Annotated in this window: 12 protein-coding genes and 1 riboswitch; of the genes, 3 read left to right on the plus strand and 9 right to left on the minus strand. The window is 69.4% G+C overall.

Features of this window, described 5'->3' with window-relative positions; translation table 11 throughout:
• Positions 1-26: 26 nt before the first annotated feature.
• The 8 genes from AC2EWF_RS00340 to AC2EWF_RS00375 all read right to left on the minus strand — a co-directional run bounded on the left by AC2EWF_RS00340 (position 27) and on the right by AC2EWF_RS00375 (position 8,192).
• Positions 27-926 carry a lysostaphin resistance A-like protein gene (locus AC2EWF_RS00340; RefSeq protein ID WP_483637382.1) on the minus strand — a complete coding sequence of 300 codons (900 nt, stop codon included), beginning with the start codon at positions 924-926 and terminating at the stop codon, positions 27-29.
• Positions 927-1,324: 398 nt separating this feature from the next.
• Positions 1,325-2,926 carry a peptide chain release factor 3 gene (locus AC2EWF_RS00345; protein ID WP_483637383.1) on the minus strand — a complete coding sequence of 534 codons (1,602 nt, stop codon included), beginning with the start codon at positions 2,924-2,926 and terminating at the stop codon, positions 1,325-1,327.
• A gap of 69 nt (positions 2,927-2,995) precedes the next feature.
• Positions 2,996-3,496 carry an SRPBCC family protein gene (locus AC2EWF_RS00350; protein WP_483637384.1) on the minus strand — a complete coding sequence of 167 codons (501 nt, stop codon included), beginning with the start codon at positions 3,494-3,496 and terminating at the stop codon, positions 2,996-2,998.
• Positions 3,497-3,522: 26 nt separating this feature from the next.
• Entirely contained in the window at positions 3,523-4,695 is a 1,173-nt protein-coding gene (locus AC2EWF_RS00355) for a YncE family protein (RefSeq protein WP_483637385.1), read from the minus strand.
• Positions 4,696-4,742: 47 nt separating this feature from the next.
• Positions 4,743-5,561 (minus strand): creatininase family protein, encoded by an 819-nt coding sequence (locus tag AC2EWF_RS00360; RefSeq protein ID WP_483637386.1) that lies wholly within the window; start codon positions 5,559-5,561, stop codon positions 4,743-4,745.
• 50 nt (positions 5,562-5,611) lie between these two features.
• On the minus strand, positions 5,612-6,331 hold the full coding sequence (locus tag AC2EWF_RS00365) for a 2OG-Fe dioxygenase family protein (RefSeq protein ID WP_483637387.1): 720 nt from the start codon (positions 6,329-6,331) through the stop codon (positions 5,612-5,614).
• Between the two features lie 66 nt (positions 6,332-6,397).
• Positions 6,398-7,471: a cysteine synthase A gene (locus AC2EWF_RS00370; protein ID WP_483637388.1), complete on the minus strand. Its 1,074-nt coding sequence runs from the start codon at positions 7,469-7,471 to the stop codon at positions 6,398-6,400.
• 85 nt (positions 7,472-7,556) lie between these two features.
• Positions 7,557-8,192 carry a peroxiredoxin gene (locus AC2EWF_RS00375; protein WP_483637389.1) on the minus strand — a complete coding sequence of 212 codons (636 nt, stop codon included), beginning with the start codon at positions 8,190-8,192 and terminating at the stop codon, positions 7,557-7,559.
• Positions 8,193-8,334: 142 nt separating this feature from the next.
• A riboswitch (SAM riboswitch) is annotated at positions 8,335-8,447 on the plus strand.
• 78 nt (positions 8,448-8,525) lie between these two features.
• Here AC2EWF_RS00375 and metX point away from each other — a divergent pair.
• The 3 genes from metX to AC2EWF_RS00390 are packed head-to-tail and all read left to right on the plus strand — an operon-like array spanning position 8,526 to position 11,897.
• On the plus strand, positions 8,526-9,548 hold the full coding sequence (gene metX / locus AC2EWF_RS00380; RefSeq protein ID WP_483637390.1) for a homoserine O-succinyltransferase MetX: 1,023 nt from the start codon (positions 8,526-8,528) through the stop codon (positions 9,546-9,548).
• Between the two features lie 25 nt (positions 9,549-9,573).
• A complete protein-coding gene (gene metB / locus AC2EWF_RS00385; RefSeq protein WP_483638234.1) occupies positions 9,574-10,785 on the plus strand; it encodes a cystathionine gamma-synthase in 1,212 nt (403 codons plus the stop codon).
• Positions 10,782-11,897 carry a homoserine dehydrogenase family protein gene (locus AC2EWF_RS00390; protein WP_483637391.1) on the plus strand — a complete coding sequence of 372 codons (1,116 nt, stop codon included), beginning with the start codon at positions 10,782-10,784 and terminating at the stop codon, positions 11,895-11,897. The genes metB and AC2EWF_RS00390 overlap by 4 nt, the downstream gene beginning before the upstream one ends.
• Before the next feature lie 9 nt (positions 11,898-11,906).
• Here the strand turns inward: AC2EWF_RS00390 and AC2EWF_RS00395 are convergent, their stop codons facing one another.
• Positions 11,907-12,554 carry a glutathione S-transferase family protein gene (locus AC2EWF_RS00395; RefSeq protein ID WP_483637392.1) on the minus strand — a complete coding sequence of 216 codons (648 nt, stop codon included), beginning with the start codon at positions 12,552-12,554 and terminating at the stop codon, positions 11,907-11,909.
• Positions 12,555-12,854: the final 300 nt, after the last annotated feature.

Genomic DNA, 12,854 nt, shown 5'->3' on the forward strand with positions numbered 1-12,854 from the left:
CGGCCATAGCCCGCGCCCGTTCGGGATCAGCGCCGCCGCCAGCCGGGAGGCACCAGCGAGCGTTGCCGCAGCGCCACTGCCAGCAGGGCGGTCGAGCACAGCAGGCAAAGCGCCATCGCCACCACCGAGGCCTCGGCACCGAACACGCCGCCGCTGAGCCAGTCCGGGCCGGTGCGCGTGGACACCAGCCAGCCGTCGGCCTTCAGGCCGGAGACCGGGATGCCGTAGACCGTGCCCTGGCAGAAGTTCCAGGCCGCATGCAGGCCCATGCAGATCGGCAGCGAGCGGGTAACGTGGTAGAGCAGGCCGAACAGCAGGCCCGCCTCGATCGCGATGGCCGTCGAACTCCACACGGTGGCGCCGGGGTTGGAGGCATGGGCGAAGCCAAAGAACAGCGCGGAGATCAGCAGCGCCGCCCAGGTGCCCAGGCCTTCCTCGGTGACGCGGAACAGCACGCCGCGAAACAGGATCTCTTCGCCGATGCCGGCACCGATACCGGCGAGCAGCAGGGACGGCAGCCAGTCGGCATGGGGATTGAAACCGACGACGTGATAGCTGCCCAGCAGCCAGAGCGTGCCCACCACGGAGCTGAACAGCAGGCTGCCCGCCAGCAGGCCGCGCAGCGCATCGGGCCAGCGACGCAGTGCCAGTTCGTCCAGCCTGCGGCGCTCGACGACGCGCACCAGGAACGCGTAGGTGACGACCGCCGGCACCAGGACGACCACGAGATAGCCAAGCGCTGACTTCATCGGGCTCTTGGCCATGCCCTGCATGAGCACGTGGAAGAGTGCCGAGCTGGATCGGTTCAGCACGAGGAACAGCAGCAGGAAGATCGCGATGCGCGCCAGCGGCGAGTACACCAACCAGCGCTTCCATGAGGAAGCCTGGGCCGGCGTGGCGTAGGCGAGCGGCAGCGTGCCATTCATGCGTGCAATCCCCTGGACGAAGTGCCGCAAAGCCTAGCGGCCGCGCGGCAATCCGTCTGCGTGACTTCCGCCACGCGCCGCGGCTTAGAGCCTGTTCAATGTCTCCGTATGGCCCGCGCCGGGAGCTGTTTGCGCACAGACCAAGAAAGAAGGAGGGCACGCGGGGGGAGTCCATGGATGGACTCGGCGTCGGGAAGCGAGGAGTGGACGTCCGTCCACGACCGAGTGATGACACAGGGATGCGGGCAAACAGACCCGGCCCTTCGGGTTGCCCCCGAATGGCCGCCATGCGGCAGCGCGCAGCTTGGCCTGCCAGCCAGGCAGGCGCTGCGTCACGCGCCACCACCTGACGGCCATTCGATGGCAACGCGAGCTACGCGGAGACATTGAACAGGCTCTTACAGCTCCACGGACGTCGCATGCTCGCGGGTGGCCGAGAAGCGGACCGCGGGCGAGCGCTCCTGCGCCAGCTGCAGGTTCACCCGCGAGGGCGCCAGGTAGACCAGCTCGCCGGCGGCGTCGATGGCGAGGTTCATCGCGTTCTTCTCGCGGAACTCCTCCAGCTTCTTCTCGTCCGTGCAGTGAATCCAGCGCGCGGTGGCCACGGTCACCGGCTCGAACACGGCGTCCACGCCGTACTCGTCCTTGAGCCGGTAGGCCACCACGTCGAACTGCAGCACGCCCACCGCGCCGAGGATCAGGTCGTTCGACATCAAGGGACGGAAGAACTGGGTGGCGCCTTCTTCCGACAGCTGCGCCAGGCCCTTCTGCAGCGCCTTCATCTTCAGCGGATCGCGCAGGCGCGCGCGGCGGAACAGCTCGGGCGCGAAGTTGGGAATGCCGGTGAAGCTCACCGGCTCCCCCTCGGTGAAGGTATCGCCGATGGAAATCGTGCCGTGGTTGTGCAGGCCGATCACGTCGCCCGGATAGGCGGTTTCCACGATCTCGCGGTCCGAGGCCATGAAGGTCAGCGCGTTGGCGATGCGCACTTCCTTGCCGGTGCGAGTCTGCACCATCTTCATGCCGGCGGTGTAGGTACCCGAGCAGACGCGCATGAAGGCGACGCGGTCGCGGTGCGCGGGGTCCATGTTCGCCTGGATCTTAAACACGAAGCCGGTGAGTTTTTCCTCCTCCGGCTGCACCTCGCGCGTGGTGGTGGCGCGCGGGCGCGGCGAGGGCGCGTGCTCGACGAAGAAGTCCAGCAGCAGCTGCACGCCGAAGTTGTTCACCGCCGAGCCGAAGAACACCGGGGTGAGCCTGCCGGCGAGGTAGTCGTCGAGATCGAAGGAGGGCGCGGCGCCCTGCACCAGTTCCAGCTCCTCGCGCAGCTCGGCCAGCGCCTCGTTGCCGATGGCCGCTTCCAGCCCCGGCGCGTCCAGGCCCTTGAAGATGGTGGAATCCTGCCGCGTGAAGTTCCTGCCCTGCTCGAACAGGTGCACCTCGTCGAGCAGCAGGTGATACACGCCCTTCAGCCGCTTGCCCATGCCGATCGGCCAGGTCAGCGGCGCACAGGCGATGCCGAGCACGGATTCCACCTCGTCCAACAGCTCGATCGGCGATTTGCCTTCACGGTCGAGCTTGTTGACGAAGGTCATGATCGGCGTGTCGCGCAGGCGGCACACCTCCATCAGCTTGATCGTGCGTTCCTCCACGCCCTTGGCGCAGTCGATCACCATCAGCGCCGAGTCCACCGCGGTGAGCACGCGGTAGGTGTCCTCGGAGAAGTCCGCGTGGCCGGGCGTGTCCAGCAGGTTGACGATCTTGCCCTCGTACGGGAACTGCATCACCGAGGAGGTCACCGAGATGCCGCGTTCCTTCTCCAGCGCCATCCAGTCGGAGGTGGCGTGGCGGGCCGCCTTGCGGCCCTTCACCGAACCGGCCATCTGGATGGCGCCCCCGAACAGCAGCAGCTTTTCGGTCAGCGTGGTCTTGCCCGCGTCAGGGTGGCTGACGATGGCGAAGGTACGGCGGCGGCGGGTTTCGGCGAGGTGGGTGGACATGGACGTATGGAGGAATAGTCGATGATCGAACCCGCCATTGTAGCTCGGGTTGCACGGGTCGCCGGCGGGTCAGGCCGCATCATCCCGGCTGGCGCCGGGCGATGGGCGGCATGGGCCCGCAGCATCGCGGCCTGTCTGGGCCCGTTCCACATGCCGCCTCAGCACATCCAGGGTGCCGCCCCAGTAGAAACGCAGGTGCCGGAAAACCGATTCGGTCGGGAACCCGCTTGCCGTCAGGGCGAGCGACGTCCATCCGCCTGCGCTTTGCAGGTCGAAACGGAGCGTGGTGTAGCTGTCCGGATGGTCAGGCAATCGCGACAGCGAGCTTCGGTGCGTGTAGGCAAGCCGCCCCGGCGGAACAAATTCCAGCACTTTGCCGGTGTTCTCGAACGGTGCGTGGTGAAAGCCGCGCACCGTGAACGAGCTGCCCGGCACCCAGGAAGTTTCGACCTCGACGCCGAAATCGTCTCCGCCCATCCATGCCTTCATGGCATCGATCCGGGTCAGGATTTCCCAGGTGTCGGCGACGCCCGCACGGATGAGCAGGCGCCGTTCGAACGTCCGGGACATGGCGCGGCGTTATCGGAGCGGGCGGCTCAGCGCATGATGCCGGTATGCCCCAGCGAGTAGCGGCCCGGCTGCGGCCACACCGCCAGGCCGTGCGGCTCGGCGCCGACCTTGATCTTGCGCACCTTGCCGGTGGTGGTGTCGATGGCGTAGACCACGTCGTCGAAGCGGCCGGACAACCACAGCGTCCTGCCGTCGGCGCTGACGTTGCCCATGTCAGGGCTGCCGCCGCCGGGGATCGGCCAGTTGGCGACCACCTTGCGGGTGGCGAAGTCGATCACCGACACGCTGCCCTTGCCGTGGCGCGGCCCGTGGATCTTGTTCGAGCCGCGGTTGGCGACATAGAGCCTGCTGCCGTCGCGGCTCGGGTACAGGCCATGGGTACCCACGCCTGTCCTGATGAAGCCGACCTTGGTGAAGCTGTCGCCATCGATCAGGAACACGCCGTCGGCCATCATGTCGGCCACGTAGAACAGCTTGCCGTCGGGCGAGACGCGGATGTCCTGCGGCATGCCGTGTCTGTCCAGCTGCAGGTAGCCCAGCACCTTGCGGTGGACGATGTCGATCTTCGCCAGCCGGCCGCCGAACTCGCAGGTGAAGATCGCGTAGCTGCCGTCGATCGAGTAGTCGGCGTGGTTGATGCCCTTGCAGCCGGGTACCTGCAGGCTGGATTCCAGCGCCATCGTATGCGGGTTGCGGAAGTCCAGCCGCGCGTGCGCCTCGGCCACCACGATGGCCTGCTTGCCGTCAGGGGTGAAATACATGTTGTACGGGTCGTCCACCGCGATCGCGGCGCCCGGCTTGCCGGTACGTGCGTCGATCGGGGTGAGGCTGCCGTCGGTGTGGCCCTCGGCGTTGTTGGTGACCCACAAGGTCTTCAGGTCCCACGACGGCACCACGTGCTGCGGGCTCTGCCCGACCTTGAACGTCTCGACCACCTTGTAGGTGGCGGGGTCGATCACGGAGACGCTGTCGCCGCGCAGGTTCGGCACGTAGATGCGCGCCAGGTCGCCGGCCACGGCGGGGCTTAAGTGGCCGGCGCCGGCCTCGCTGTACAGGTTGGCGGGGTTCAGTACCGGCGGCATGCCGGGAACGGTCCGGACCCGGGATGCGGCAGCGGCCAGCGGGGCGGCGCCGAGGCCGGCCAGGGCGGCGCCGGCCAGCAGGACGAGGCGCGGAAGACTCAGGGATGCGTGGGACATGACGGTTCGCTGGAGGGGGAAGGGAATTCGGGGATGGGAGTGCTGCATTATCGCCCAGCCGTGTCGCGACGGATCGCCTCGACCGTGCGCACCACGATCGCATCGACGCCGAGCTGGCCCAGAGCCGCGCTGGAACGGCGCGGGTCGCCGCCGTAGACGCCGTCCGCCGCGCCGGGTTTCGGTGCGTGGCGCAGGCGTTCCAGCCGCACCATCTGCGGCGCCACCGCCAGCTGCAGCGAGGTGTCGGCCAGCCCGGCGTGGGTACCGATCTCGTCCTCGCGGATGCCGTGCTGGCGCAGGATCTGCGCATAGCCGGTGGAGCTGGCCGCGTAGTATTCGGCCGGCGCGAAGGCGCGCGCCGGCCTGCCGGCCCACTGCCGGTTGAGTTGCGCCACGACGTGCTGCAAGTCCTTCTGGTAGCCGCCGTGGTCGCCCAGGAACACGATGTTGCGGAAGCCGTGCACGGCGAAGCTGTTCGCGGCCGATGCCAGCAACTGCTCGAAGGTGCCGTCCGGGATCGTGATGGTGCCGGGGAAGCGCATGTGCGAGGTCGGCGGCGCGTAGCCGCCTTCGGGCACGTAGGACACGGTCGGCGCCATCAGCGCATTTCCAAGTCCTTCGGCGATGCGTTGTGCCAGCACCGTGGCACGTCGGTTGTGCTTGCCCACCGCGATGTAGGGGCCGCTCTGTTCGGTGCCGCCGATGGGGATGATGACGGTGGTCTTGCCGGCGTGGATCTGCGCGCGCAGTTCGGTCCAGGTGAGGTCTTGCAACTGCACGGTGGCAGGCGTCTGGGCGAAGGCCGCCTGGGCGACGGCGAGCAGCAGGGCAAGCGCGCAGGCACGTTGCAACGGTCGGAAAGGCATGGGAGGAAATCCTCGGGCAGGGGGATGGATCGCCGGCGCGCAGGGGGGATTCAGGTCGCCTTGAACGTCACCACCAGCACGTCGCGGTGCGCGGCCCGTGCCGGATCCTTCGGCACCACCGGGGTGACGCCGTGGAATACGCGGCGGTCGTCGACCAGGGCGGCGTCGAAGGCGCGGGCGAGCGTGAACTGGCCAAGTTCCCGGCCGTCGGGCGCGTGGATGGTGGTGGTGCCGCGCTCGATGTTCTCGCGGTCGACCAGCAGCACCAGCACGTAGTCCACGCCGTCACGGTGCACGCCCTCGGGAGTGGGTTCGCCCGCCTCGTCGGCGCGTGCCTCGATGCGGAACTGGTGCACCTCGATGTGCCATTGCCGCACCTCCGGCGCCAGCGCACCGAAACCGTCGCGGCAGAAAGCAAGGATGCGTTGCAGGCTGGCGCTGTCCGCGACGGCCGGCTCGACCGGCTCGAACCAGCGCTCGATGCCGCCCTGCAGCGTGTTGTAGGCGAGGCTCTGGTAATGCGGCTGGTGTGGCTCCCGGCGGATCGCGCCGTCGGTGCTGGCGGTGAAGACCGCGTGGCGCCGTCGGCGATGGCGGCCGCGGGCGGCGAGATAGCGGTCGTCGCCCAGATCGTTCCAGTTCGCGGCGAACGCAGGCCAGTCGGCGAGCGTGGCCGCGTCGAGCAGGTCGCGCATGGCCTCGGCGGTGACGAAGGTGTAGCCGTCGCGGCGCAGGGCGACGCGCAGATCGGGAGGCGTGGGGGCGTTCATGCGCGCACGCTAGCATCCCTGGCCTGAAGCGGCACTGGCCCGCACGTGGCGGTTTGCGGGCGGTGCTCAGAGCGCCTTGGCGAACGCGCGATGCACGATCCTCGCCTGCGGCCTGGCTGGAGTCTCTCCCGGAAACGCCTGCTCCAGCCATGGCGGCACCGGAATGCCCTTCTCGCGCAGGAAGGCGGGATTGAACAGCTTGGCCTGGTAGCGTGTGCCGGCGTCGGCGAGCACGGTGACGATGGTGTGGCCCGGGCCGAGCGCCCGGGCGAGCCGGATCGCGCCGGCGATGTTCACGCCACTGGAGCCACCCACGCACCAGCCTTCCTCATGCAACAGGCGGTGCGCCAGCGGTACGGATTCGTCGTCGGGAATCGACCAGGCGAGGTCGACCGGTGCACCGTCGAAGTTCGCGGTGACCCGGCTGGAGCCGATGCCCTCGCTGATCGAGTTGCCGCGGGCTGCCAGTTCGCCGGTGCGCACGTAGTTGGCCAGCGCGGAGCCGGCCGGGTCGGCCAGAGCGATGCGCACCTGCGGCCGGCGTGCCTTCAGCGCGTGGCCCACGCCAGCCAGGGTGCCCCCGGTGCCGGCGGCGCAGACAAAGCCGTCCACCTGGCCGCCGGTCTGCTCCCAGACCTCCACGCCGGTGGTGGCGGCGTGCCAGTCGCGGTTCGCGGTGTTGTCGAACTGGTTGGCGAACCACGCGCTGCCGGGCCGTGCGGCATTCAGTGCCTCGGCATGGCGCCGCGCGTGGTGGGCGTAGTGATTGGGGTCCTTGTACGGCACGGCGGGTACCAGCTGCACCTCGGCACCGGTGACGCGCAGTGCGGCGATTTTTCCCGCGCTCTGCGTTTCCGGCATGAAGATCACCGTGCGGTAGCCGCGGCTGGCGCCGACCAGCGCCAGGCCGATGCCGGTGTTGCCCGCTGTGCCCTCCACGATGGTGCCGCCGGGCAGGAGTTCGCCGCGCCGCTCCGCGTCCAGCACCAGACCCAGCGCGGTGCGGTCCTTGATCGAGCCGCCGGGGTTCAGCAGCTCCGCCTTGGCCAGCACCTCGCAGCCAGTGAGCGCGCTGGCGTGGCGCAGGCGGATCAGCGGGGTGCGGCCCACGCTGGAGGAGAAATCGGCTTGGATGCTCATGGTCGAGGGCTCATTCGCGAACCGGGATACGTCGCCCGGGCAGGCCCGCAGGAGCGCACCCTGTGCGCCGCTACGGAAAGAGTGTTCATGCGACCGGCGCGGGCACCAGGCGCAGGTAGGGCTTCAGCGTGCGCCAGCCATCCGGATACAGCTTGCGTGCATCCTCGTCCGACACCGAGGGTGCGATGATCACGTCGTCGCCCGGCTGCCAGTCCACCGGCGTGGTGAGCTTGCGACCGTCAGTGAGCTGCAGCGAATCGAGCACCCGCAGCACCTCGTCCACATTGCGCCCGGCGCTCGGCGGATAGGTGAGGATCAGCCGCACTTTCTTCTGCGGGTCGATCACGAACACCGAGCGCACGGTGACCTTGGGATCGGCCTTGGGATGGAACATTCCGTAGATCCTGGCGACTTCGAGGTCCGGATCGGCCAGCAGCGGATAGTTGATCTCCACCCCGCCCACGTCGGCCACGTCCTTTGCCCAGCCGTGATGGTCGGCCACCGAATCCACCGACAGGCCGATGAGCCTCGTGTTGCGCTCATCGAACTCCGCCTTGCGGCCGGCGAATGCGCCGAGCTCGGTGGTGCACACCGGGGTGAAATCCTTCGGGTGCGAGAAGAACACCACCCAATGGTCTCCCGCGTAGTCGTGGAAGCGCACCGTGCCGACGGTGGAGTCGAGGGTGAAATCGGGGGCGGTGTCGCCCAGCTGCAGGCTCATCGGGTTGTTCCTCTGCGAACGGCCCTGCCAGCCTGCGCCGCACTTCGTGCAGACGGCAAATACATATCACGAATATGCATATAAGCGTCCAGACGTTTAGACGTCTATTGACAGTCTTCCAGGGTGCCGGCAATATCGCTGCCACTCATCGAGACCGGCTGAGGGACAGGCCCTTTGAAGCCGGGGCAACCTGCGGAATGTTCCGCGACGGTGCCAACTCCTGCGGCGGCGCCCTGGCGCCCCGGCAGATGGGCGGCTTGCGCAGGCGGCGACGTGCCGTACGCGCGGGGCTCCTCTCCGGCATCCGCAGGGCGATGCCGAACGGAGAGACACATGAGCCAGCTGCCCGAAACCCGCATCGCATGCACCGCCGAGGTGGTCCACCACCCGGCCGCACCGCGCGCGCGCAACGGGCTCGCCGACCAGCGCGGCACGCGGAGGATCGTGCTGTCCCCGAAGTACGGCAACGGCCCGTGCGACGTCGATGTGCGCTATCTGTGGTGCGGCGCGCCGGACGCGCCCACTGTCATCGTGCAGGGCGGCATCTCCGCCGACCGCGACGTCACCGCCCCGGCGGGTGCTGCGCCGGGCTGGTGGCAGGCGCTGGTGGCCGAGGAGGCGGCGATCGATCTTGCGCGCTACCGCGTGCTGGCGATCGACTGGCTGGTCCCCGCCGAACTCGGCGTCAGCACCATTTCCAGCGAGGACCAGGCCGACGCGCTGGCAGCGTTGCTGGATGCGCTGGGCATCGCCCGCGCACAGGCCTTCGTGGGTTCGTCCTACGGCGCGATGGTGGCGCTGGCCTTTGCCGCGCGGCATCCGCAACGGGCGGAACGGCTGGTGCTGCTGTGCGGCGCGCACCGTGCCCATCCGCTGTCCACTGCGCAGCGCAGCGTGCAGCGCGGCATCGTGCGCCTTGGCCAGCAGAGCGGCCGGCTGGACGAGGCGCTGGCGCTGGCGCGCCAGCTGGCGATGACCACCTACCGCGGCAGCGCCGAGTTCGGCCGCCGCTTTGCCGGCGAACCGGAATGGCGCGGCGACCGCTTCCACTTCCCGGTCGAGGATTACCTGGAACACCAGGGACGGCGCTTCGTCGAGCGCTTCGACGCGGAGCGCTTCCTCGCGCTGTCCGAGTCCATCGACCTGCACGATGTGGAGCCGGAGCGTGTGCCGCTGCCGGCCACCCTGATCGGCTTTCCCTCCGACCGGCTGGTGCCGCTGGCCGACCTCTGCGAGCTGCAGCGCCGCCTGCGCGGCCCGGCCACGCTGGAAGTACTGGAGTCGCCCTACGGCCACGACGCCTTCCTCAAGGAAGCGGAGCAACTCGCGCCGCTGTTGCGCGAAGCCCTGCGCTGAGCCACGACAAGAACACACGTACGGCATTGGATTCCGGGAGAACACGATGAACGAAAGCACGGCCCCTTGTACCCGCGCAGTGCGCGCCGGCATCGAGAGCGACACCCAGCACGGCGCGGTGGTGCCGCCGTTGCACTTGTCGACCAACTACGCATTCGAGGGCTTTGGCAAGAAGCGCCCCTACGACTATTCGCGCAGCGGCAACCCCACGCGCGACCTGCTCGCCGGCGCGCTCGCCGAGCTGGAGCAGGGCACCGGTGCGGTGGTGACCGCCAGCGGCATGGCCGCGGTGGCGTTGGCGCTGGAGCTGGTGCCGGCCGGCGCCACGGTGCTCGCCGCGCACGACTGCTACGGCGGCACCTGGCGCTTGCTCGACGCCTGGGCGAAGAAGGGACGCTTCGCCGTCCAGTTCGCCGACCTCACCGACCCGGCCGCGCTGGCCGCCGGCCTGGCCGCCAGGCCCGCCCTGGTATGGGTGGAAACGCCGAGCAACCCGCTGCTGCGCGTCACCGACGTCCGCCACGTGGCGCAGGCCGCGCACGCCGTTGGCGCGCTGGTGGTGGTGGACAACACCTTCCTCTCGCCCGCGCTGCAGCAGCCCTTGGCGCTGGGCGCCGACGTGGTGGTGCATTCCACCACCAAGTACATCAATGGCCACAGCGACGTGGTGGGCGGCGCGGTGGTGGCGCGCGACCCGGCGGTGGCCGACCAGCTCAGGTGGTGGGGCAACTGCAACGGTCTCACCGGCGCGCCGTTCGACAGCTTCCTCACCTTGCGTGGCCTGCGCACGCTGGGCGTGCGCCTGCGCCAGCACCAGGAAAACGCCACCCGCATCGCTGCGCATCTCGACGGCCACGCCGCCGTGCGCAAAGTCTGGTACCCCGGCCTCGCGTCCAACCCGTACCACGCGCTGGCCGCACGCCAGCAGCAGGGGTTCGGCGCGATGCTGAGCTTCGAGCTGGCCGGCGACGAGGCGCAGATCGAGGCTTTCGTCGATGGCCTGGAATACTTCTCGCTGGCGGAATCGCTGGGCGGCGTGGAGAGCCTTGTCGCGCATCCGGCCACCATGACCCATGCCGCGATGGCGCCGGAGGCGCGCCGCAAGGCGGGCATCGCCGACACCCTGCTGCGCGTGTCGGTGGGCATCGAGGACGGCGACGACCTGTTGCGCGACCTCGATGCGGCACTGGCGCGCGCGCTGGCCGCGGGCCAGCCCAAACGAGCGGTGGGCGCATGAGCGCGGTGCTGGCCGAGGCCGCGCCGCCTGCGGCGGCGGCGGCGGCCCCCACCCCCCAACCTCACGATGCTTCCGCCCGGATCGGAATTGCGGTCGTGCTCCTGGGCACCGGCGTGGTCGGCGGTGCCTTCCTCAAGCTGCTGAACACGCCGGCCGCCTCGGCGTTGCGGCTGGTGGGCGCGGCCAACTCGCGCCGCCAGCAGACCGATCCCACGCGGCTCGCCGAACGCAACCTGCGCGAGCAGCTCAAGAGCGTGGGTGCGCAGCGCGACGATGCAGCCCTCCTTGCCGCGCTCGATGCCAGCAGCGCGGCGACCAAGGTGGTCGTGGACGCCACCGCCAGCGGCGAACTCGCTGCGCGCCATGCGGAATGGCTGGCACACGGCTACCACGTGGTCACCGCCAACAAATCGCTGGGCGGCGGCGAACTGCCGGGTTGGCGCGCGCTGCAGGCCGCGCTGGCCAGGGGCGCGCGCTACGGTGATTCCGCCACCGTGGGGGCGGGACTGCCGGTGCTCTCCACGCTGCGTCGGCTGCGCCAGTGCGGCGATGCGCTGCTCACGCTGGAGGGCGTGTTCTCCGGTTCGCTTTCCTACCTCTTCAATGGCTACGACGGCAGCCGTCCGTTCTCCGCGCTGCTGCGCGAGGCACGGGAGCGTGGCTACACCGAGCCGGATCCGCGTGCCGACCTTTCCGGCGAGGACGTGGCGCGCAAGCTGCTCATCATTGCCCGCAACGCCGGTTTCGCGCTCGGCTGGGACGAAGTGCAGGTGGAAAGCCTGGTGCCCGAGCCGCTGCGCGCCCTGGACACCGGGGCCTTCCTCGCCCGGCTGGAAGAGCTCGACGGGCCGCTCGCCACCCTGCACGCCGCGGCCAGAGGGCGCGGCCACGTACTGCGCTTCCTGGCCCGGCTCAACCAGCGCGGCCGCGCCCGCGTGGGCCTGGTCGAGGTGCCCGCCGACCATCCCGCCGCGCGCCTCTACGGCACCGACAACCAGTTTGCGCTCACCACCACCCGTTATCACACCCAGCCGCTGGTGATCCAGGGGCCGGGTGCAGGGCCGGAAGTCACCGCACAGGCGCTGCTGGGCGACGTGCTGGCGCTGGCCTGAAGGCCAGCGCTACGCCTTCGGCACGAACTGCAGGTACGGCTCCGCCTCGCGCAACGCACGGGCGAACGAAGGCCGGGCCATCAACCGCTGCCGGTAGGCGGCAAGTAGCGGGAAATCGTCCAGCGGCTCCGCCCAGTCGGCATAGAACAGCGGCGGCGCTGCCGCGCAGTCGGCCATGGTGAACGTGTCGCCCATCGCCCAGCTGCGCCCGTCCATCGACTGCTGGAGCAGGGTGTAGGCCGTGCGCAGCTGCTCGCGTGCCTGCGCCACGCCGACCCTGTCGTGGCCGCCTTCTGGGCGCAGGCGGTCGGTGATGATCTTCTGCGTGGGCACGTGCAGGTAAAGGTCGAAGAAGCGGTCGCGCTCGCGTACGTCCAGCGCGGCCTGCGGATCGGCGGGGACCAGGGCCGTGCGGCCTGGATAGTGCAGCGCAAGGTACTCGATGATGACCGTGGACTCCGGTACCGTGCGGTCGCGCGCCTCGTCGCGCAGCACCGGGAAGCGCAGGATCGGCCAGACCTTGCGGAAATCCTCCCGCGAGGCCTCGTCATCCAGGCGCACCACGCGCGGCTCGAACGGCGTGTCGTTCTCGTACAGGGCGATCAGCACCTTGTGGCAGAACGAGGACAGCGGGTGCATGTAGAGCAGCAGGCTCATGGGGGCTCCTTGGGTGGGCGCGCCGCGATGGCGCCCTTTCACGGTAGCGACGAAACGGCAGGCGGGTTTTCGACAAGCCCTGCCGCCGGTGCCGGCCGGGTGGCAGCGTTCGCCGCGCTCCACCCCCACAACCCACAAGGGTGCGCGCAATACACCGAAGGGCACGGCGCGCGATCGCGCCGGCCTGATGGTCGATGGCAAGGGCAACACGCTGTTTATGCTGCCGGACGCCCAGGCCGTGTCGGCGGTGATGGTGAAGGGCGCCGACAAGAGAGGCACCTTGCCGGGTTCCGGGCTGAC

The sequence above is a fragment of the Rhodanobacter sp. sgz306013 genome (genome assembly GCF_057031145.1).

Bases quoted from the DNA above. Each gene is read 5' to 3' on its own strand.
- AC2EWF_RS00340 (WP_483637382.1), bottom strand. From the start codon at position 926: ATGAATGGCACGCTGCCGCTCGCCTACGCCACGCCGGCCCAGGCTTCC.
- AC2EWF_RS00345 (WP_483637383.1), bottom strand. From the start codon at position 2,926: ATGTCCACCCACCTCGCCGAAACCCGCCGCCGCCGTACCTTCGCCATC.
- AC2EWF_RS00350 (WP_483637384.1), bottom strand. From the start codon at position 3,496: ATGTCCCGGACGTTCGAACGGCGCCTGCTCATCCGTGCGGGCGTCGCC.
- AC2EWF_RS00355 (WP_483637385.1), bottom strand. From the start codon at position 4,695: ATGTCCCACGCATCCCTGAGTCTTCCGCGCCTCGTCCTGCTGGCCGGC.
- AC2EWF_RS00360 (WP_483637386.1), bottom strand. From the start codon at position 5,561: ATGCCTTTCCGACCGTTGCAACGTGCCTGCGCGCTTGCCCTGCTGCTC.
- AC2EWF_RS00365 (WP_483637387.1), bottom strand. From the start codon at position 6,331: ATGAACGCCCCCACGCCTCCCGATCTGCGCGTCGCCCTGCGCCGCGAC.
- AC2EWF_RS00370 (WP_483637388.1), bottom strand. From the start codon at position 7,471: ATGAGCATCCAAGCCGATTTCTCCTCCAGCGTGGGCCGCACCCCGCTG.
- AC2EWF_RS00375 (WP_483637389.1), bottom strand. From the start codon at position 8,192: ATGAGCCTGCAGCTGGGCGACACCGCCCCCGATTTCACCCTCGACTCC.
- metX (WP_483637390.1), top strand. From the start codon at position 8,526: ATGAGCCAGCTGCCCGAAACCCGCATCGCATGCACCGCCGAGGTGGTC.
- AC2EWF_RS00390 (WP_483637391.1), top strand. From the start codon at position 10,782: ATGAGCGCGGTGCTGGCCGAGGCCGCGCCGCCTGCGGCGGCGGCGGCG.
- AC2EWF_RS00395 (WP_483637392.1), bottom strand. From the start codon at position 12,554: ATGAGCCTGCTGCTCTACATGCACCCGCTGTCCTCGTTCTGCCACAAG.